The following is an 18,552-nucleotide window of genomic DNA, read 5'->3' on the forward strand; positions in this document are numbered from 1 at the left end:
TCCGTTCGGGTTCGCCTCTGGGGCGCAGGACTGCTCAAGTCTATTCCGTTACGCGCGGACCTGCCCGGCACCCCGCGCGAGCCACTTCGAACTCGTGAGCTCAGCGAGTCCCATGGGGCCACGGGCGTGCAGTTTCTGCGTGGAGATGCCGACCTCGGCGCCGAAGCCGAACTCACCGCCGTCGGTGAACCGCGTCGACGTGTTGGCCATCACCACGGCCGAATCCACCTCGGCGAGGAATCGGGCCTCGTTGGCGGCATCCTGGGTCACGATCGACTCGGTGTGGTGGGTCGAGTATCGGCGGATGTGCTCGAGCGCGTCGTCCAGGTCGTCGACGACGCGCATCGCGAGGTCGAGGCTCAAGTACTCGGTCGCCCAGTCCTCGTCGGTCGCGGGGGTGACGCCCGCCGCGAGACGCTCGACGGTCTGGTCGCCGTGGACCGTGACGCCGCTCTGTTGCAAGGCGGCCACGACGGGACCGACGAGGCGGTCGGCGGCGCCGCGGTGCACCAGGACGGTCTCGACCGCGTTGCACACGCTCGGCCGCTGGGTCTTGGCGTTGACCACGATGTCGCGGGCCCAGTCGAGGGGTGCGGTCTCGTCGAGGACGATGTGCACGACGCCCGCGCCGGTCTCGATGACGGGGACCGAGGACTCGGTCACCACCGTCTCGATCAGCTGCGCGCTGCCGCGGGGAACGAGCACATCGACGATGCCGCGTGCGTGCATCAGTTCGCGGGCTCCCTCGCGGCCGAACTCGTCCACGGTCTGGATGGCCTCCGGGTCGATGCCCCGCTCGACCAGTGCGCCCCGCATCGCGCGCACCAGGGCCGCGTTGGTGTGCTCGGCGGCCGTCCCGCCCCGGAGGACGACAGCGTTGCCCGAGCGGAGGGCGAGGGCGGCGATGTCGACGGTGACATTGGGCCGAGCTTCGTAGATGGAGCCCACCACACCGAACGGGACGGCGACCTTGGTGAGCGATACGCCGTTCGCCAGCGTCCTCTCGTCGAGGACCCGGCCGACCGGATCAGGCAGGGCTGCGATCTCGCGCACCGCCGCGGCGAGGGATGCGACCCGCGGCTCGTCGAGGCGCAGGCGGTCCTGCAGCGCGGTCGAGAGTCCGCTCTCGGTACCGCGACGGAGGTCATCCGCGTTGGCCGCCACGATCTCCGGTGTCGCGGCCTCGATGGCGTCCGCGATCGCGAGGAGCGCTTCGCGCTTCGCGTCATCGCCGAGGAGGCCGATGCTGCGCGCAGCGTCCTTGGCGAGCAGCATCCGTTCGCGTGCCGTCGTGGCGGTGGTGGTCATCCGCCCAGTGTATCGACCGCGGTGCGCACCGGACCCGTCGCGGCGGGCGCCGTGGGCTCGGGGTTGGGCTGGAACCACGTGCCGATCTCTTCGCCGGACAGCGCTTCGCCGACGAGGTCCGCGCTCGTGACGAGCACCCCGATTCCGGATGCCGCGGCCAGCCGCGCGGCCGAGACCTTGGTGGCCGCTCCCCCGGTGCCGACGCTGTTGACCACGACCGAGCCGAACTCGAAGCCGTGCAGGTCCTCGCCGTACATGACACGCGGGATCGGCAGCGCGCCTGGCTCGTCCGGCGGACGCGTGTACAGGCACTCGATGTCGCTCAGCAGTACGAGGGCGTCCGCCCCGATCAGCTGAGCGACGAGGGCGGCGAGCCGGTCGTTGTCACCGAAGCGGATCTCGTGCGTCGCGACGGTGTCGTTCTCGTTGACGATCGGGAGGATGCGCAGGCCCAGGAGCCGCTCCATGGCGCGGCGCGCGTTGGAGCGGTGCGTCGCGTTCTCGAGGTCGCCCGCGGTCAGGAGCACCTGGCCGGCGACGATGCGGAACGGCCGCAGCGACTCCTGATACCGGTAGATGAGCACGTTCTGGCCGACCGCCGCCGCGGCCTGCTGTGTCGCGAGGTCGCTCGGGCGCTCGTCGAGGAGCAGGTAGGGCATCCCCGTCGCGATGGCGCCGGAGGAGACGAGCACGACCTCGGTGCCGCGTCCGTGGGCGGCGGCGAGGGCATCGACGATCGGCTTGATCTTGTGGGCGTTGTCGCCGCTGATCGAAGAGGACCCGACTTTGACGACGACGCGGCGGGCGAACGGGAGGTCGCTGCGCTCCCGCGCGCTCACTCGTCGTCCTCCCCGACGCGGTAGCGCTCGGCGATCCGCTCCGCCTCCAGCTCGGCGCGTGCCTCGGCCTTGGCGTCCATCATGTCGTGATACCGCTCGCGACGCTCCGACGTCGTGCGGCGGTTGTCGCGCAGGAGGCGCGGGTCGGTTCCGCGGGGCGCGGTCATCAGCTCGGCGTGGGAAGCGATCGAGGGCTCCCAGTCGAAGACGATGCCGTCACCCTCGCCGATGACGACGGTGGCGCCGGGCGTGGCACCCGCGCGGAACAGCTCGTCCTCGACGCCGAGCTTCTCGAGACGGTCGCCGAGGTACCCGACGGCCTCCTCGTTCTGGAAGTCGGTCTGCTGCACCCACTTGAGCGGCTTGTCGCCCAGGATGCGGTAGATGTTGCCGTAGGTGCCACCTTCGACGCGGACCGAGAACTCCTTCTCCGAGCCCTTCGGCCGGATGACGATGCGCTCTGGTGCGGGCGCGGCAGCCTGCTCGGAGCGGTGCTTCGCGACGATGTCGCCCAGCGCGAACGTGAGCTGCCGGAGTCCTTCGTGACTCACGGTCGAGATCTCGAACACCCGGAAGCCGCGCGCCTCGAGATCGGGACGCACGAGGTCGGCGAGATCCTTCGCCTCCGGGACGTCGACCTTGTTGAGCGCCACCAGCTGGGGACGCTCGAGCAGCGGGAGCTGCCCGTCGGGCACGGGGTAGGCGGCGAGCTCGGCGAGGATGACGTCGAGGTCGCTGAGCGGGTCACGGCCCGGCTCGAGCGTCGCGCAGTCGAGGACGTGGACCAGTGCCGTGCAGCGCTCGACGTGGCGGAGGAACTCCAGACCCAGGCCCTTGCCCTCGCTCGCGCCCTCGATGAGGCCGGGCACGTCGGCGACGGTGAAGCGCTGCTCCCCCGCCTGAACGACGCCGAGGTTCGGGTGGAGCGTGGTGAACGGGTACTCGGCGATCTTGGGTCGCGCGGCGGAGATCGCGGCGATGAGGCTCGACTTGCCCGCCGAGGGGAAGCCGACGAGCGCGACGTCGGCGACGGTCTTCAGCTCGAGGAGGACGTCGCCCTCCCAGCCGGGTGTGCCGAGCAGCGCGAAGCCCGGCGCCTTGCGCTTGGGGTTCGCGAGGGCGGCGTTGCCGAGCCCGCCGAGACCACCGGGGGCGGCGACGAAGCGCATGCCCGGCTCGATCATGTCGACGAGGACCTCGCCCGAGGCGTCCTTCACGACGGTGCCGACGGGGACGGGCAGCTCGAGCGGCTCGCCCGCTGCGCCCGACCGGTGATCGCCCATGCCGAAGCCGCCGTTGCCGCTGGAGCGGTGCGGCGAGTGGTGGTACGACAGCAGCGTCGTGACCTGCGGGTCGGCGACGAGCACGACGTCGCCGCCGTGACCGCCGTTGCCGCCGTCGGGTCCGGCGAGCGGCTTGAACTTCTCGCGCTTGACCGACACGCAGCCGTTGCCACCCTTGCCGGCGCGCAGGTGAAGCGTCACCCGATCGACGAACGTGACCATGCGGTCCCCCTCAGGTCTTCAGGTCTCCCGGCGTGCCGGGAGAGGGATAAAGGGAAGGGGCGAGCCGAAGCCCGCCCCTTCCGGAAGTCCGTGCGACTCGCTGGATTACTCCGCGACCGCCACGACGTTGACGACCTTGCGGCCGCCCTTGTGGCCGAACTCGACAGCGCCCGCGGCCAGCGCGAACAGCGTGTCGTCGCCACCGCGGCCGACGTTGGCGCCGGGGTGGAAGTGCGTGCCACGCTGGCGGACGAGGATCTCGCCGGCGTTGACGGCCTGGCCGCCGAAACGCTTCACGCCGAGGCGCTGAGCGTTGGAGTCACGACCGTTGCGGGTGGAGCTTGCGCCCTTTTTGTGTGCCATCTCTGCGTCTCCTGTGGCTTACTTGATGCCGGTGACCTTGACGCGCGTGAGGTCCTGACGGTGCCCCTGGCGCTTCTTGTAGCCGGTCTTGTTCTTGAACTTCTGGATCACGATCTTCGGGCCGCGCTCCTCACCGAGCACCTCGGCGGTCACGGTGACCTTCGCGAGCTTGTCGGCATCGGTCGTGACGGTGTCACCGTCGACGAAGAGCACCGCGGGGAGCTCGATCTTGTCGCCGATCTTCGCCGCCTGGCGGTCGAGGACGACGATCGTGCCGACCTCGACCTTCTCCTGCCGGCCGCCGGCGCGCACAACTGCGTAAACCACTTCACACCTGTTTCTTCTGGGAGCGCGCGCACGCACTCGGGGACGTCAACCAAGACTTGGTGCGGATATCTCGACGCACCAAGGGTCTACTTTACCAGATGCCGGAACGCTCCGCGAAAGCGCGCCGGGCCGTGTCGCGCCACCAGTGCGTAGGATCTGCACGTGGCGATCCTGATCGACGATCCTCTCTGGCCGGCGCACGGTCGGCTGTGGGCGCACCTGGTGACCGACACCGATCTCGAGGAGCTTCACGCGTTCGCCGCCGCGAACGGCATCCCCGCGCGCGGATTCGACCTCGATCACTACGACGTCCCCGAAGAGGCGCACGCGCGCCTGGTCGCCGCCGGCGCCCTCCACGTGAGCGGGCACGAGCTGGTGCGGCGACTCATCGCCTCCGGACTCCGGGTGCGAGGTCGCGACCGCCACTGATTCAGGAGCCGACTACAGCTCGAGCACATCGGGCGCGCGGCCCGGCCCTTCGAACGCGCGGATGGCGTGGCTCACCCGCGTGAGCGCGGCAGCCGACAGAGACTGCGCCGCCCGGGCCGGAGCCGGGGCGGCGCAGCACGCTCAGTCCTCCGAGGGCGTGTGGGGCACCGGGGTGCCCGTGAGCGCCGCGGTGGTCACGCGACGACGGGACCGACCCTGTCCCGGCGCCTTGGGCTCGGGTAGGGCGTTCAGCACCGAGTCGAGGAGGAGATCCTTCTCGGTGCGGGTCTCCTTCTTCGCGTTCTTGGCGCCGGAATCCTGCCGCTTCTTGCGCGGCTTCTTCGGACGCTCGACGGGAGCCTGCTCGACGGTGGGCTCCGGCTCGACGTGCGGCGCATCTTCGCTGTGGTGGATGGTGGATGCCGCGATCTGCGCGAGCGCCGACTTCACACCCTCTGTGATCACGTGCGTGCCGTTCGAGCCGCTCCCGGTCGCGGGCGCCGGGGTGCCGCCGCGCGGGCGGCGACCGGACGAGGGCGCGCCGCCGGCGGCGGGCACCCGGTGCTTGACGACCGGGTCGTGGTGCACGATCAAGCCGCGACCCGCGCAGACCTCGCAGGCCTCGCTGAAGGTCTCCAAGAGGCCCAGTCCGAGCTTCTTGCGTGTCATCTGGACCAGACCGAGCGAGGTGACCTCGGCGACCTGGTGCTTCGTCCGGTCGCGGCTCAGGCATTCGACGAGACGCCGCAGCACGAGGTCGCGGTTCGACTCGAGCACCATGTCGATGAAGTCGACGACGATGATGCCCCCGATGTCGCGCAGGCGCAGCTGGCGGACGATCTCCTCGGCGGCCTCGAGATTGTTCTTCGTGACGGTCTCTTCGAGGTTGCCGCCCGAGCCGACGAACTTCCCGGTGTTGACGTCGACCACGGTCATCGCCTCGGTGCGGTCGATGACCAGCGAGCCGCCCGAGGGCAGCCACACCTTGCGGTCGAGGGCCTTCTCGATCTGCTCGGTGACGCGGAAGACGTCGAACGGGTCGTGCTCGCCTTCGTAGCGCTCGACGCGCTCGAGGAGGTCGGGCGCGACGGACTCGAGGTACTTCGAGATCGTGTGATGCGCGTCGTCGCCCTGGATGAGCATCTTCGAGAAGTCCTCGTTGAACACGTCGCGGACGATCTTGACCAGGAGGTCGGGCTCCGAGTGCAGCAGCGCGGGCGCCTGGATGGTCTCGATCTGCTTCGAGATGTGCTCCCACTGATTCGTGAGGCGCTGCACATCGCGCGTCAGCTGGTCCTCGGTGGCGCCTTCGGCGGCCGTGCGGACGATGACGCCGGACGACTCGGGCAGCACCTCCTTGAGGATCTTCTTGAGGCGGGCGCGCTCGGTGTCGGGAAGCTTGCGCGAGATGCCGTTCATGTTGCCGCCCGGCACGTATACGAGGTATCGACCGGGGAGCGAGATCTGGCTTGTGAGGCGCGCGCCCTTGTGCCCGACCGGATCCTTCGTGACCTGAACGAGCACGCGGTCACCGGTCTTGAGGGCGAGCTCGATCCGCCGGGGCTGGTTGCCGGTCTCGACGACGTCCCAATCGACCTCGCCCGAGTACAGCACCGCGTTGCGGCCCCGGCCGATGTCGACGAAGGCGGCCTCCATGCTCGGCAGGACGTTCTGGACGCGGCCGAGGTAGACGTTGCCGATGAGCGACGCGTCCTGGTTGCGGGCGACGTAGTGCTCGACGAGCACGTTGTCTTCGAGCACCGCGATCTGGATGCGGCCGTTGCGCGAGCGCACGATCATGTCGCGGTCGACAGCCTCACGACGGGCGAGGAACTCCGCCTCGGTCACCACCGCACGGCGGCGGCCGGCCTCGCGACCATCGCGGCGGCGCTGCTTCTTGGCCTCGAGCCGGGTCGAGCCCTTGATGCGCTGCGGCTCGGTGATGAGCTCGACGGCACGCTGACGGGGCTGCGACGGCTCGGACGGAGCGGATGCCTCGTCCCGGCCTTCGCCGCGGCGACGGCTGCGGCGGCGCGAGGTGGTGGACGGCGCCGCGGCCTCGGGCTCCGCCTCCGGCTGTGGGCGGCCCGGGCGCGCGGGAAGCGGCGTGATCTCGGGCGCGTAGAACATCAGCTGCGTCGACACCGCCGACACGAAGACCTCGGGCAGCAGCCCCAGGGTCACCGCGGTCACGGCCTCGGGCTCTGCAGGGGCCTCGGGCTCTGCAGGGGCCTCGGGCTCTGCAGGGGCCTCGGGCTCTGCAGGGGCCTCGGGCGACGCTTCGGCCGGGGCGGCCTCTTCGGCGGGCTCGGGAGTCGCCTCGGCGCCGGGTTGCGCCGGGGCCTCTGCCGTGGTGGCTGCCGAGGGGGCCTCGACGGCGCCCTCGGCCGGGCTCTCCTCAGCGTGCGCGGAGGCCTCGGCGGCCTCCTGCGGCTCCTCGACCGGCGAATCCGCGTGATCCGCGGGCGTCGCTTCGTCGCCCGCGGGCGTCAGCGCTGCGTCCTGTTCGGTCTGAGGGGTGAATTCTGCATCGGTTCCATCAGCCATCACTGGCGTACTCCTAGCGGGGCGACACCGCGCGTCGCCCGGCGAAATCTCGTGCAGCGCCGCCCATGCCCCATTGGACGGGGCGTTGCCGCGAACTCACTCGGTCTGCAGCGGTCGTCCGGCGCTAGGCGGATGCTCGCGCTGCCAAGGGCATTCGTCGCCCTGAAGTCTTCTGGTGATGATCGCCACGGCGCGGCCGTGAGTCATCGACCCCCATTATCGCACTTCCCCCGCCAGAATGCCCATTCGCCCCGTGACCGCGCCTTCCCCACGCCGCGCATCGGCGATTTGCCACGGCGCGGGGGTGCGGCATCCGTGCAGATCTCGGTGCCATAATCCGAGGCATGCCCGAGCAGCAGACCCACACCCGGCCGTCCGGACTCGCCGTATGGCTCGTGATCGCGGGCGTGATCGGGTGGTGGGCGGCCTTCTCGCTCACGGTCGAGAAGATCGAGAAGCTGGCGAACCCCGACGCGATCGCGTCGTGCGATCTGAGCGTGCTGGTGCAGTGCAGCGCGAACCTCGATTCATGGCAGGGCAGCGTGTTCGGCTTCCCCAACCCGATCCTCGGCCTCACGGGATGGGCTGCGCCCATCGTCGTCGGCATGGCGATCCTGGCTCGCGCCCGCTTCGCCCGCTGGTTCTGGTGGTGCTTCTGGGCCGGCATCGCGTTCGCGTTCGGTTTCGTGATCTGGCTCATCAGCCAGAGCATCTACGCACCGAACCTGCACACGCTGTGCCCGTGGTGCATGGTGACGTGGGCCGTCACGATTCCGACCTTCTACGCGGTGACGTTGCACATGCTCCGGGCCGGGTTGGTCCCGGCATCCGATCGGGTCCGTGACGTGGCCGACCGCCTGATGGTCTGGGTGCCGCTGGCGGCGATCGTCAGCTACGCGATCATCCTGCTGCTGGCGCAGCTCGAGATGAACGCGGTCGTCAACATCTGGCAGACACTGTTCGGCTGACCTCGGGATCGGCCCGACGGACGTTCCCGAGGTCAGCCGACGGAGCGCTCAGCCGAACCAGATCTCGAGTTCGCGCGCGGCGGACTCGGGGCTGTCGGAGCCGTGCACCAGGTTCTGCTGCACCTTCAGACCCCAGTCGCGGCCGTAGTCGCCTCGGACCGTTCCCGGGGCGGCGGTCGTGGGGTCGGTCGTGCCCGCGAGCGAGCGGAACCCCTCGATCACGCGGTTGCCGGCGAGACGGATCGCGACCGACGGGCCCGACATCATGAACTCGAGCAGCGGTTCGTAGAACGGCTTGCCCTCGTGCTCCGCGTAGTGGCGCTCGAGGGTCTCGCGGTCGGGCTCCACGAGGCGGATGTCGACGAGGGCGTATCCCTTCGCCTCGATGCGGGCGAGGATCGCGCCGGTGAGGCCGCGGGCGACACCGTCGGGCTTGACGAGGACGAGGGTCTCTTCGATGGGCATGCGGGACCTTTCGTTACGGATCAGGCGTGGGGAGGAGTCAGTGCTCTTCGGGAGATTGGGCTGCGAGGCGCGCGTTGCGCCGGTCGAGAGCGGCCCCCTTGATCGTCGCATACCCGTACATGCCGCCGAAAATGAGCGCGACGACCGCGAGCGCGGGTACGAGGAATGCGCCGAGCAGGACGATCGCCTGCAGCGCCCAGCCGAGCACGATCCCCCAGCGGTAGCGCACCACGCGAGTCGTGAGGATCATCAGCAGCGCCACCACGGCGCCGGCGACGATGCCCCACCACGGCGCGATCGAGGCGGGCAGCGCCTTGAGCCCGTATACGACGAGGCCCCCGAGGAAGACGACGATCGACTCGAAGCCGAGCACGATCGTGGCCAGCGACTCCGCCGCACCGCGCGGGCGACGGGGCTTCGGCGGCTTCGCGTCGGTCACGCGTTTCACCCCGCCTTCCAGTCCTCGTCGGCCGCGAGGGCGAGGGCCTCGCCCGCGAGCACGACCGATCCCGCGATCACGACGGCGCGCCGATCGGATGCTGCGGCCCACGCGCGCGCCGCCTCCGCGGCGTCGGCGAGGTCGCGGTGCACGGAGACCCGCAGATCGTGCGCCTCGGCGAGGTCGGCGATCGCGTCCGCGTCCTCCGCGCGATCGGAGTCGGGAGCGGTGGCGAACACGTGCGCCGCCACGGGGGCGAGCTCCGCGACGATCCCGGCGGCGTCCTTGTCGGAGAGCACTCCGAGCACGACGCCCCACTCGTCGAAGTCGAACGCCTCCCGCAGGGCGGTCACGAGGGCTCGGGCGCCGTGCGGGTTGTGGGCCGCGTCGACGAGCACGGTCGGCGCGGCGCCGACGAGCTGGAGGCGTCCGGGCGAGGTCACCCCGCCAAGGCCGTCCGCCAGCACGTCTCCGGCGATCGGCTGGGATGCACCGCCCACGAGCGACTCGACCGCGGCGATCGCGAGAGCCGCGTTGAAGCCCTGGTGCGCCCCGTAGAGCGGCAGGTACTCGCCTTCATACGTGCCGGCGAGGCCGCGCACGGTGATCTGCTGTCCGCCGACGGCGAGTCGCTGCTCGGCGAGCGCGAACTCGGCGCCCTCGAAGGCGATCGAGGCGCCCCGCGCGGCGGCGGCGTCGCGGAGCACCGCCTCGGCGGCGGCATCCTGCCGTGCCGAGACGACCGCGGCCCCGTCCTTGATGATGCCCGCCTTGACGCTCGCGATCTCGGCGATCGTGTCGCCGAGACGGTCCGCGTGGTCGAGGTCGATCGGGGCGAACACCGCCACGTCGCCGTCGGCGGTGTTCGTGGAGTCCCACGACCCGCCCATGCCGACCTCGAGCACGAGCACGTCGATCGGCGCGTCGGCGAAGGCGACGAACGCGAGCACCGTGAGCAGCTCGAAGAACGTGAGAGCGGCATCGTCGCTCGCGGCGAGTTCGGCGTCGACCAGATCGACGACGGGTGCGATCTCGTCCCACGCGTCGGCGACCGCGGCATCGTCGATCGGCTCGCCGTCGACCATGATCCGCTCGGTGAACCGCTCGAGGTGGGGACTGGTGAACAGGCCGGTGCGCAGCCCGTGCGCGCGCACGAGGCTCTCGATCATGCGGCTGGTCGACGTCTTCCCGTTGGTGCCCGTCACATGGACGACGCGGTACGTCTTCTGCGGGTCGTCCAGCAGCTCGAGCACCCGCTTCGTGCGCTCCACGCGGGGCTGCACCCACCGCTCCCCCTGGCGCTCGAGGAGTGCCTCGTAGACGGCGTCGGCGCGCTGCCGGTCGCGATCGCTCATGCCTGGACTCCCGTCCTGCCGACCGAGACGGTGAAGGCTCCGCGGTTGGCATAGGTTCCCGCGTCGACCACCGCCTCGTATTCGATTGCGGTCTCGGAATCACCGGATGCTGCGAGCTCGGCCGCTCGGGTCCGCACGGTGTGTGCGAGGGCGAGCGTCTCGCCCGCCACATCGGCGACGTCGAAGGCGGCGGCGACGGCCTCGCCGTCGGCGTCGTCATCGAAGAGGAGGCCGAGGCGGATGCGGTCGCTGACGTCGAAACCGGCGGATTTGCGGGTGTCCTGGACGGCGCGGATCACGTCACGAGCCAGGCCCTCCGCCTCGAGCTCAGGCGTCGTGGTGGTGTCGAGCAGCACGAAGCCTTCGCCTGCCAGGAGCGAGATCGCCGTGCCCTCGGCGACGCCGCCTGCCTCGAGCGTGAGATCGTACTCCCCCGGCTCCAGGGCGAGGCCGTCGACGACCACGACACCGTCGCGCTGCTCCCACACGCCCGCCTTGGCGCCCGCGATCACATGCTGGACCTGCTTGCCCAGGCGCGGTCCCGCGGCGCGCGCGTTCACGGTGAGGCGCTTGCTGATGCCGTAGCGCTCCGAGACGTCGTCGCCCAGTTCGATGAGCTCGACCGACTTCACGTTGAGCTCGTCGCGCAGGATGCCCTCGAACTGCGCGAGGGACGCAGCATCCGGAACCGCCACCGTCAGGGTGGGAAGCGGCAGGCGCACGCGACGGCCCTCCTTCTTGCGCAGCGCGTTGGCCACGCTGGATGCCTCGCGGACGGCGTCCATCGCGGCGCGGATGTCGTCGGCAGCCGGGAAGGCGTCGGCGTCGGGCCAGTCCTGGAGGTGGACGCTGCGTCCGCCGGTGAGGCCCTGCCAGACCTTCTCGGAGACCAGCGGGATGAGGGGCGCTGACACGCGGGTGAGGGTCTCGAGCACCGTGTACAGCGTGTCGAAGGCCTCGCGGCTCTTCGGATCCTCGGACACGCCGACCCAGAACCGGTCGCGTGAACGGCGGATGTACCAGTTGGTCAGCGCCTCCGCGAAGTCACGCAGCTTCGCCGCCGCCAGCGTCGAGTCGAGCGCCTCGAGGTCGGCGGCCACGTCGCGCACCAGGTCGCCCGTGAGCGCCAGGATGTAGCGGTCGAGCACGTCGGTCGAGTCGGTGCGCCACGACGCCTGGTAGCCCTCGCCACCGGCGCCGCCTGCGGCGTTGGCGTAGGTCGCGAAGAAGTACCACGCGTTCCAGACCGGCAGCAGGAACTCGCGGACGCCCGCGCGGATGCCCTCCTCGGTGACGATGAGGTTGCCGCCGCGCAGCACCGAGCTCGACATCAGGAACCAGCGCATCGCATCTGATCCGTCGCGGTCGAAGACCTCGCTGACGTCGGGGTAATTGCGCAGCGACTTGGACATCTTCAAGCCGTCGCTGCCCAGAACGATGCCGTGGCACGACACCCCGGTGAAGGCGGGGCGATCGAACAGCGCCGTCGAGAGCACGTGCATGACGTAGAACCAGCCGCGCGTCTGCCCGATGTACTCGACGATGAAGTCCGCCGGCGAGTGCTCGTCGAACCACTGCTGGTTCTCGAACGGGTAGTGCACCTGCGCGTACGGCATCGAGCCCGAGTCGAACCACACGTCGAAGACGTCCTCGATGCGGCGCATCGTGCTCTTGCCCGTCGGGTCGTCCGGGTTCGGGCGGGTGAGGTCGTCGATGTACGGGCGGTGGAGGTCGACCTCGCCCTCCGCGTTGCGGGGAAGGCGCCCGAAGTCGCGCTCGAGCTCCTCGAGGGAGCCGTAGACGTCGACACGGGGGTGCTCCGGGTCGTCGCTCTTCCACACCGGGATCGGCGAGCCCCAGTAGCGGTTGCGGCTGATCGACCAGTCGCGCGCGCCCTCGAGCCACTTGCCGAACTGGCCGTGCTTGACGTTCTCGGGCACCCAGGTGATCTGCTCGTTGCCCGCGAGCATGCGGTCCTTGATGTCGGTGACGCGCACGAACCAGCTCGAGACGGCGCGGTAGATGAGGGGGTTCCGGCAACGCCAGCAGTGCGGGTACGAGTGCTCGTAGCTCGCCTCCCGCAGGAGGCGCCCGTCCTGTTTCAGCAGGCGGATGAGCGGACGGTTCGCATCCATCCAGAGCTCGCCGGCGACGTCCGTCACCTGCGGGAGGAAGCGCCCGCCGTCGTCGAGGCTCATGATGAGCGGGATGCCCGCGGCCTCGGTCACCCGCTGGTCGTCCTCACCGAAGGCCGGAGCCTGGTGGACGATGCCGGTGCCGTCGCCGGTCGTGACGTAGTCGTCGACGAGGATGCGCCAGGCGTTCTGCGTGCGCCAGATCGAGGCATCCGCGTAATAGTCGAACAGGCGGTCGTAGGCGACGTCCTCGAGCTCGGAGCCGACGATCGTCTGTTCGACGGCCTCACGCGCGGCCTCAGCGGAGGCGTAGCCGAGGTCCTTGGCGTAGCCGGCGAGCAGCTCCTCGGCGAGGAGGTAGCGGTGCGACTCGGCTTCCGCATGCTCGTCGTCGCGGTGCACGTCCGCGGCGCCGTTCGGCCCGCCCGGCACCACGACGTAGCGGATGTCGGGGCCGACGGCGAGGGCGAGGTTGGTCGGCAGGGTCCACGGGGTGGTCGTCCACGCGAGGGCGCGTACCGCGGTGAGACCGAGCGCCTCTGCCTTGGCGCCCACCAGCGGGAATGTGACGGTGACCGAAGGGTCCTGGCGCATCTTGTAGACGTCGTCGTCCATGCGCAGCTCGTGCGCCGACAGCGGCGTCTCGTCGCGCCAGCAGTACGGCAGCACGCGGTGACCCTCGTACGCGAGACCCTTGTCGTGGATCGTCTTGAACGCCCACAGCACGGATTCCATGTACGTGAGGTCGAGCGTCTTGTAGCCGCGCTCGAAGTCGACCCACCGCGCCTGACGCGTGACGTAGTCCTCCCACTCACGCGTGTAGGCCAGCACCGACTCCCGCGACTTCGCGTTGAACGTGGCGATGCCCATCGCCTCGATCTCGCTCTTCTCGGTGATGCCAAGCTGCTTCATGGCCTCGAGCTCGGCGGGAAGGCCGTGCGTGTCCCAGCCGAAGACGCGGTCGACCTTCTTGCCGCGCATCGTCTGGAAGCGCGGGAAGACGTCCTTCGCGTAGCCGGTGAGGAGGTGACCGTAGTGCGGGAGGCCGTTCGCGAAGGGCGGGCCGTCGTAGAACACCCACTCCTCGGCGCCCTCGCGCTGATCGATCGACGCACGGAACGTGCGGTCGGCCTCCCAGAACGCGAGCGTCTCCTGCTCGATCTCGGGGAAGCGGGGGCTCGGAACGACGGGGGCCGGCGCGGTGTCGGCCGCGGGCCCGAAGGCGGAGGGGCGGGGGTAGGTCATCTTCTCTCGCAGGTGCTCGCTCGTGTGCTTCCTGCGGGGACGACACTGCCTGGATCCGTGACCAGACGTACCGCGGTACCACCCTGCATTGACGGCGCCGAGGCGACCGCCCGCTTTCACTGCGGCTGTGACGGGCCTGCCCCGCTCGGTTCTAGTGGGAACGCCGCGTGCGTGGCGTCCTGTTCTTCCGAGAGCTCCCCGGTGATGGCCGGATCCGCGCTGGTCCCACGATTCTACCGTGGGAGTGCAAGGGGGAATGCGGAGACGACCGCGGGGGTTTCTGGACTCGTGCCAAGATCGACTCCCGTGACCGCAGCAGCACCCGACACCGCGCTCGCCCTCGAATCCGCCCCCACCCGCCGCGTGGCGTGGGCCTCGATGGTGGGCACCTCCCTCGAATCCTTCGACTTCTACCTGTTCGCGTACTTCTCGGCGTTCTTCGTCGGGCCGCTCTTCTTCGACCCGCTGGGTGAGTTCGGCGCGACCAGCGCGGCGTTCCTCACCATCGCCCTCGCGTTCGTCGTCCGCCCGATCGGCGCCGTGATCTTCGGCTACATGGGCGACCGGCTCGGCCGGCGCGCAACGCTCCTGTGGACCGTCGCCATCATGGGCGTCGCGACCGGCCTCATCGGCGTTCTTCCCACCTATGCCCAGGCGGGGTGGCTCGGAGCGATCCTGCTGATCCTCCTCCGCATCGTGCAGGGCCTGTCGCTCGGCGGCGAGTGGGGCGGCTCGATCCTCATCGCGACCGAGAACTCCGGACCGGTCAAGCGCGCCTTCTACGCTGCGGTCCCCCAGCTCGGCTCCCCCGTGGGCTCGATCCTCTCCGCCACCGTGTTCATCGTGCTGACGGCCGTCCTGCCTGCCGAGCAGATCGCCGCGTGGGGATGGCGCATCCCGTTCCTCCTCGCGGTCCCGCTCCTGCTCGTGTCGTTGTACCTGCGGTGGTCGATCACCGAGACGCCGGTGTTCGAGCGCATCGTCGCCGAGGGGCGCCGTGACCGCGTCCCGTTCCTCACGATGTTCGCGAGGCGCCCCGGAGCCATGGCGATCGCCATCGGCGCGGCTCTGCTCGGCATCGGGTCGTACTCGCTGATGAACACCTACACGGTCAACTACGGCGTGGAGCAGCTCGGCTTCAGCTTCCAGGACCTGCTCATCGCGACCACGATCGGCGGCCTGCTGCAGCTCGTCACCATCCCGCTGTTCGGCGCCTGGGCGAGCCGGGTCGGCTCCGCGAACGTCGTGGTGTGGGGCGCGCTGGGCACCCTCCTCATCACGTTCCCGATGTACTTCCTGCTCCAGTTCGCGAGCTTCCCGATCCTCGTGGCGACCATGCTCGTGGGCGGCATCCTGCCGACGATGGCGTGGGCCGCACTCGGTGGCCTCATGAACGACCTCTTCCCGGACCGATTCCGCTACTCGGCGCTGTCGCTCGCCTATGCCCTGGCCGCGACGATCAGCGGGTTCGTGCCCTACCTGACGTTCGAGCTCGGCGTGGCGACGGGCTTCGCGTGGTGGCACCCCGGCGTCATCCTCGCGATCATGTCCGTCATCACGCTCGTCTCCGCGTGGTTCGCATCACGCCGCGCCGTCGAACCGGAGCTCGCGACCGAACCCGCCACCGCGACCGCGACCGCGTGATCGGGGGACGGATGCTGCGGCCCGCAGCATCCGTCCCGCGATCCGGGTGCATCGCACCCGGGTAGAATCGAGCGACATCCCACACTCAGGCACGCTCACACAGTGCCGCACATATCGCCTCGAGGAGACGCCATGACCGACGCCCGCCCCGCACAGGGTCAGATCCCGGACAAGCCCGCGCTCGAGGGACTCGAAGAGAAGTGGGACGCCGCGTGGTCCGGTCAGGGCACGTATCTGTTCGACCGCGCCCGCGCCGTCGAGGTCGGCCGTGAGGGCGTGTACTCGGTCGACACTCCCCCGCCCACCGCGTCGGGGAGCCTGCACATCGGGCACGTCTTCTCGTTCACGCACACCGACCTCAAGGTGCGCTACGAGCGCATGCGCGGCAAGACGGTGTTCTATCCGATGGGCTGGGACGACAACGGCCTTCCCACCGAGCGCCGCGTGCAGAACTACTACGGCGTGCGCTGCGACCCGTCGCTGCCGTACGACGCCGACTTCACCCCGCCGTTCGAGGGCGGCGACAACAAGTCCAGCCGCGCCGCAGACCAGGTGCCGGTCAGCCGTCGCAACTTCATCGAGCTCTGCGAGAAGCTCACCGTCGAGGACGAGAAGCACTTCGAGGCGCTCTTCCGCCAGCTGGGGCTCAGTGTCGACTGGACCCAGACCTACCGCACCATCTCCGACGACACGATCCGCACCAGCCAGCGCGCGTTCCTGCGGAACCTCGAGCGCGGCGAGGCGTACCAGGACCTCGCGCCGACGATGTGGGACATCGACTTCCGCACCGCGATCGCGCAGGCCGAGCTCGAGGAGCGCGACCAGCCCGCCGCGTACCACCGCGTGGCGTTCCACCGCACCGATGGCGCGGGCGACGTGCACATCGAGACGACGCGCCCCGAGCTGCTGCCCGCGTGCGTGGCGCTGGTCGCCCACCCCGACGACGAGCGCTACCAGCCCCTCTTCGGCACCACGGTGCGCACGCCGCTCTTCGACGTCGAGGTGCCGGTGCTCGCGCACCCGCTGGCCCAGCCCGACAAGGGCTCGGGCGTCGCGATGATCTGCACCTTCGGCGACGTCACCGACGTCGTGTGGTGGCGTGAGCTGCAGCTGCCCAACCGCACGATCCTGGGTCTCGACGGACGCGTGCTGGCTGATGCCCCGCAGGCGATCGAGACGGATGCCGGCAAGGCGGCGTACGCGGAGCTCGCGGGCAAGACGGTGTTCAGCGCCAAGAAGCGCGTCGTGGAACTGCTGCAGGAATCCGGCGAGCTGATCGGCGACCCGAAGCCCTTCACGCACGTCGTGAAGTTCTACGAGAAGGGCGATCGTCCGATGGAGATCGTCTCGACGCGCCAGTGGTACATCCGCAACGGCGCGCGCGACGAGGCGCTGCGCGACAAGCTCATCGCGCTCGGCAAGGACATGTCGTGGCACCCCGACTTCATGCGGGTGCGCTTCGAGAACTGGACCAACGGCCTCACCGGCGACTGGCTCGTCTCGCGCCAGCGCTTCTTCGGCGTGCCGATCCCCGTCTGGTACGCGCTCGACGAGAACGGCGAGCGGGACTACGACCGCGTGCTCACGCCCGACCACGCCTCGCTGCCGATCGACCCGTCCATCGACGTCCCCGCCGGCTACACGGCCGACCAGCGCGGCGTGCCCGGCGGCTTCGAGGGTGAGAACGACATCTTCGACACCTGGGCGACCTCGTCGCTGACCCCGCAGCTCGCGGGCGGCTGGGAGCGCGACCCGGAACTCTGGGACCTCGTCGCCCCGTTCGACCTGCGCCCGCAGGGCCAGGACATCATCCGCACGTGGCTGTTCTCGACGCTGCTGCGCAGCGCCCTCGAGGACGATCGTGCGCCGTGGACGGATGCAGCCATCTCCGGCTTCATCGTGGACCCCGACCGCAAGAAGATGTCGAAGTCGAAGGGCAACGTCGTCACGCCCGCCGACATCCTCGCGCAGCACGGCTCGGACGCGGTGCGGTATTGGGCCGCCTCGAGCCGTCTCGGCACCGACGCGGCGTTCGACCCGCAGAACCCCACGCAGGTGAAGATCGGCCGTCGCCTCGCGATCAAGGTGCTCAACGCTGCCAAGTTCGTGCTGTCGTTCCCGGTGCCCGAGGGCGCCGAGGTGACCCACGCGCTCGACGCGTCGATGCTCGCCACCCTGCACGGCGTGGTGCGCGAGGCCACGAAGGCTCTCGACAACTACGACCACGCGCGTGCTCTCGAGGTGACCGAGTCGTTCTTCTGGACGTTCTGCGACGACTACCTCGAGCTCGTCAAGGAGCGTGCCTACAACCAGACCGACGCGGGGCAGGCTTCCGCCGCACTCGCGCTGCGTCTGGCGATGTCGGCACTGCTGCGGCTTCTGGCTCCGGTGCTCGCGTTCGCGACGGAAGAAGCCTGGTCGTGGTTCAACGACGGATCGGTGCACACGGCGGACTGGCCGGTCGCGCCGGAGCAGGAGTGGGGCGACCCCGCCGTTCTCGCGGCGGTGAGTGCGGCGCTGATCGGCATCCGCCGCGCGAAGACCGAGGCGAAGGCCTCGCAGAAGACCCCGGTGGCATCGCTCACCATTCGTGCCGAAGATCACACGATCGCGAACCTGCGGCTCGCGGAGGGCGACCTGCGGGCTGTCGGTCGCATCGAGAAGCTGGAACTCCTCGACGGGTGGAGCGAGCTCGTCATCGACAGCGTGGAACTCGCTCCTCAGGAGGTCTGACATGCAGCTCGGAACACGCTGGACCTCGGGAGACGAACCGCCCAAGGCCGTCCCCGCCGCGCTGGTGCGTGGCATCCGTTCCGTCGACGAGACGATCCCCGGCGACCAGCTCGGTCAGCCGCGTCCGCGCTGGACGCTCACGTGGCTGGAGGGGAAGCCGATCGCCGAGCTCGACACGGGGGTCATCGTGTCGCTGGACGCCGACGGCGAAGCCGTCGTCCGGCACGATCCGGACGACGGCTTCGCGTAA

General features: G+C 69.9%; 15 protein-coding genes. 5 read left to right on the top strand and 10 right to left on the bottom strand.

Going from position 1 to position 18,552, the window contains the following annotated elements; all coding sequences use genetic code 11:
* Positions 1 to 48 precede the first annotated feature (48 nt).
* The 5 genes from ACEYYH_RS11075 to rplU all read right to left on the bottom strand — a co-directional run bounded on the left by ACEYYH_RS11075 (position 49) and on the right by rplU (position 4,342).
* Positions 49 to 1,308: a glutamate-5-semialdehyde dehydrogenase gene (locus ACEYYH_RS11075; RefSeq protein ID WP_374974476.1), complete on the bottom strand. Its 1,260-nt coding sequence runs from the start codon at positions 1,306 to 1,308 to the stop codon at positions 49 to 51.
* A complete protein-coding gene (gene proB / locus ACEYYH_RS11080; protein WP_374974477.1) occupies positions 1,305 to 2,147 on the bottom strand; it encodes a glutamate 5-kinase in 843 nt (280 codons plus the stop codon). The genes ACEYYH_RS11075 and proB overlap by 4 nt, the downstream gene beginning before the upstream one ends.
* Positions 2,144 to 3,652, bottom strand: coding sequence for a GTPase ObgE (gene obgE / locus ACEYYH_RS11085; RefSeq protein ID WP_374974478.1), 1,509 nt, complete (start codon positions 3,650 to 3,652; stop codon positions 2,144 to 2,146). The genes proB and obgE overlap by 4 nt, the downstream gene beginning before the upstream one ends.
* A gap of 105 nt (positions 3,653 to 3,757) precedes the next feature.
* A complete protein-coding gene (gene rpmA / locus ACEYYH_RS11090; RefSeq protein WP_109211194.1) occupies positions 3,758 to 4,015 on the bottom strand; it encodes a 50S ribosomal protein L27 in 258 nt (85 codons plus the stop codon).
* 18 nt (positions 4,016 to 4,033) lie between these two features.
* Positions 4,034 to 4,342, bottom strand: a complete 309-nt coding sequence (gene rplU / locus ACEYYH_RS11095; RefSeq protein WP_026059456.1) for a 50S ribosomal protein L21 — start codon at positions 4,340 to 4,342, stop codon at positions 4,034 to 4,036.
* 162 nt (positions 4,343 to 4,504) lie between these two features.
* On the opposite strand from rplU, the gene ACEYYH_RS11100 reads away from it, so the two are divergent.
* Positions 4,505 to 4,771: a DUF4031 domain-containing protein gene (locus ACEYYH_RS11100; protein WP_374974479.1), complete on the top strand. Its 267-nt coding sequence runs from the start codon at positions 4,505 to 4,507 to the stop codon at positions 4,769 to 4,771.
* A gap of 141 nt (positions 4,772 to 4,912) precedes the next feature.
* Here ACEYYH_RS11100 and ACEYYH_RS11105 read toward each other — a convergent pair whose 3' ends face one another.
* On the bottom strand, positions 4,913 to 7,318 hold the full coding sequence (locus ACEYYH_RS11105) for an Rne/Rng family ribonuclease (RefSeq protein WP_374974480.1): 2,406 nt from the start codon (positions 7,316 to 7,318) through the stop codon (positions 4,913 to 4,915).
* Positions 7,319 to 7,662: 344 nt separating this feature from the next.
* Between ACEYYH_RS11105 and ACEYYH_RS11110 the strand changes: the two genes are divergently transcribed.
* A complete protein-coding gene (locus tag ACEYYH_RS11110; protein ID WP_374974481.1) occupies positions 7,663 to 8,286 on the top strand; it encodes a vitamin K epoxide reductase family protein in 624 nt (207 codons plus the stop codon).
* A 48-nt stretch (positions 8,287 to 8,334) separates the two neighbouring features.
* Here the strand turns inward: ACEYYH_RS11110 and ndk are convergent, their stop codons facing one another.
* The 4 genes from ndk to ileS are packed head-to-tail and all read right to left on the bottom strand — an operon-like array spanning position 8,335 to position 13,925.
* On the bottom strand, positions 8,335 to 8,751 hold the full coding sequence (gene ndk / locus ACEYYH_RS11115; protein ID WP_116193233.1) for a nucleoside-diphosphate kinase: 417 nt from the start codon (positions 8,749 to 8,751) through the stop codon (positions 8,335 to 8,337).
* A 37-nt stretch (positions 8,752 to 8,788) separates the two neighbouring features.
* The gene (locus ACEYYH_RS11120; RefSeq protein WP_374974482.1) at positions 8,789 to 9,190 is read right to left on the bottom strand and encodes a DUF4233 domain-containing protein; all 402 of its coding nucleotides are present in this window, start codon (positions 9,188 to 9,190) and stop codon (positions 8,789 to 8,791) included.
* A gap of 5 nt (positions 9,191 to 9,195) precedes the next feature.
* Positions 9,196 to 10,545: a bifunctional folylpolyglutamate synthase/dihydrofolate synthase gene (locus ACEYYH_RS11125; RefSeq protein ID WP_374974483.1), complete on the bottom strand. Its 1,350-nt coding sequence runs from the start codon at positions 10,543 to 10,545 to the stop codon at positions 9,196 to 9,198.
* The gene (ileS, locus tag ACEYYH_RS11130) at positions 10,542 to 13,925 is read right to left on the bottom strand and encodes an isoleucine--tRNA ligase (RefSeq protein ID WP_374974484.1); all 3,384 of its coding nucleotides are present in this window, start codon (positions 13,923 to 13,925) and stop codon (positions 10,542 to 10,544) included. The genes ACEYYH_RS11125 and ileS overlap by 4 nt, the downstream gene beginning before the upstream one ends.
* Before the next feature lie 306 nt (positions 13,926 to 14,231).
* On the opposite strand from ileS, the gene ACEYYH_RS11135 reads away from it, so the two are divergent.
* The 3 genes from ACEYYH_RS11135 to ACEYYH_RS11145 all read left to right on the top strand — a co-directional run bounded on the left by ACEYYH_RS11135 (position 14,232) and on the right by ACEYYH_RS11145 (position 18,552).
* A complete protein-coding gene (locus ACEYYH_RS11135; RefSeq protein ID WP_374974485.1) occupies positions 14,232 to 15,569 on the top strand; it encodes an MFS transporter in 1,338 nt (445 codons plus the stop codon).
* 132 nt (positions 15,570 to 15,701) lie between these two features.
* Positions 15,702 to 18,302, top strand: a complete 2,601-nt coding sequence (valS, locus tag ACEYYH_RS11140) for a valine--tRNA ligase (protein ID WP_374974486.1) — start codon at positions 15,702 to 15,704, stop codon at positions 18,300 to 18,302.
* Position 18,303: 1 nt separating this feature from the next.
* Positions 18,304 to 18,552, top strand: coding sequence for a hypothetical protein (locus ACEYYH_RS11145; RefSeq protein WP_116193228.1), 249 nt, complete (start codon positions 18,304 to 18,306; stop codon positions 18,550 to 18,552).

Origin of the sequence: Microbacterium trichothecenolyticum, assembly GCF_041938625.1 — a bacterium.
Lineage (GTDB): Bacteria > Actinomycetota > Actinomycetes > Actinomycetales > Microbacteriaceae > Microbacterium > Microbacterium trichothecenolyticum_D.